2 protein-coding genes are annotated in these 628 nt (G+C 44.1%); both read left to right on the top strand.

What is annotated here, in order from left to right; genetic code table 11:
* Positions 1-324: AIR synthase-related protein (locus tag R7P74_RS27255; protein ID WP_318123796.1), on the top strand; the 324-nt coding region annotated here is incomplete at its 5' end.
* Between the two features lie 129 nt (positions 325-453).
* On the top strand, positions 454-628 hold a 175-nt coding region (locus R7P74_RS27260), incomplete at its 3' end, for a formyltransferase family protein (RefSeq protein ID WP_318123798.1).

The raw sequence follows: 628 nt of genomic DNA on the forward strand, positions 1-628 counted from the left end.
CACGATATCCACGCGATTTCTCACATTACGGGTGGTGGTTTCTGGGAAAACATCCCACGCGTACTGCCTGAAGGCACAAAAGCCGTTATCGACGGTAACAGCTGGGAATGGCCAATCATTTTCAAATGGCTGCAAGAGAAAGGCAACGTTGAAACGCACGAAATGTACCGTACGTTCAACTGTGGTGTTGGTCTAGTCGTTGCACTACCAAAAGACCAAGCAGACGCGGCGGTTCCACTTCTTAAAGAAGAACGCGAAAACGCATGGGTGATTGGTGAAATTGCTCACGCAGAAGCAAATGACGAGCAAGTTGAAATCAACTAACTTGTGAATCACGCTAAAAAATAAAATGAATGAGGACGCCACGTCCTCATTCTGCTATCTGGAACATCGAAAACCATCCTAATAGTAGGTAATTTATAGAACCTACAATATCAAGGCAGCCCCAACATCATGAAAAACATCGTGGTCCTAATTTCAGGTAACGGCAGTAACTTACAAGCCATTTTAGAAGCTTGTGAAAACAGCATGCCTAACGCACACGTTGCAGCAGTATTTTCTAATAAATCTGACGCATACGGTCTAGAACGTGCAAAACAATTTAGTGTTGATGGCCACTTTGTTGACC

This window comes from Vibrio sp. 2033 (assembly GCF_033339735.1).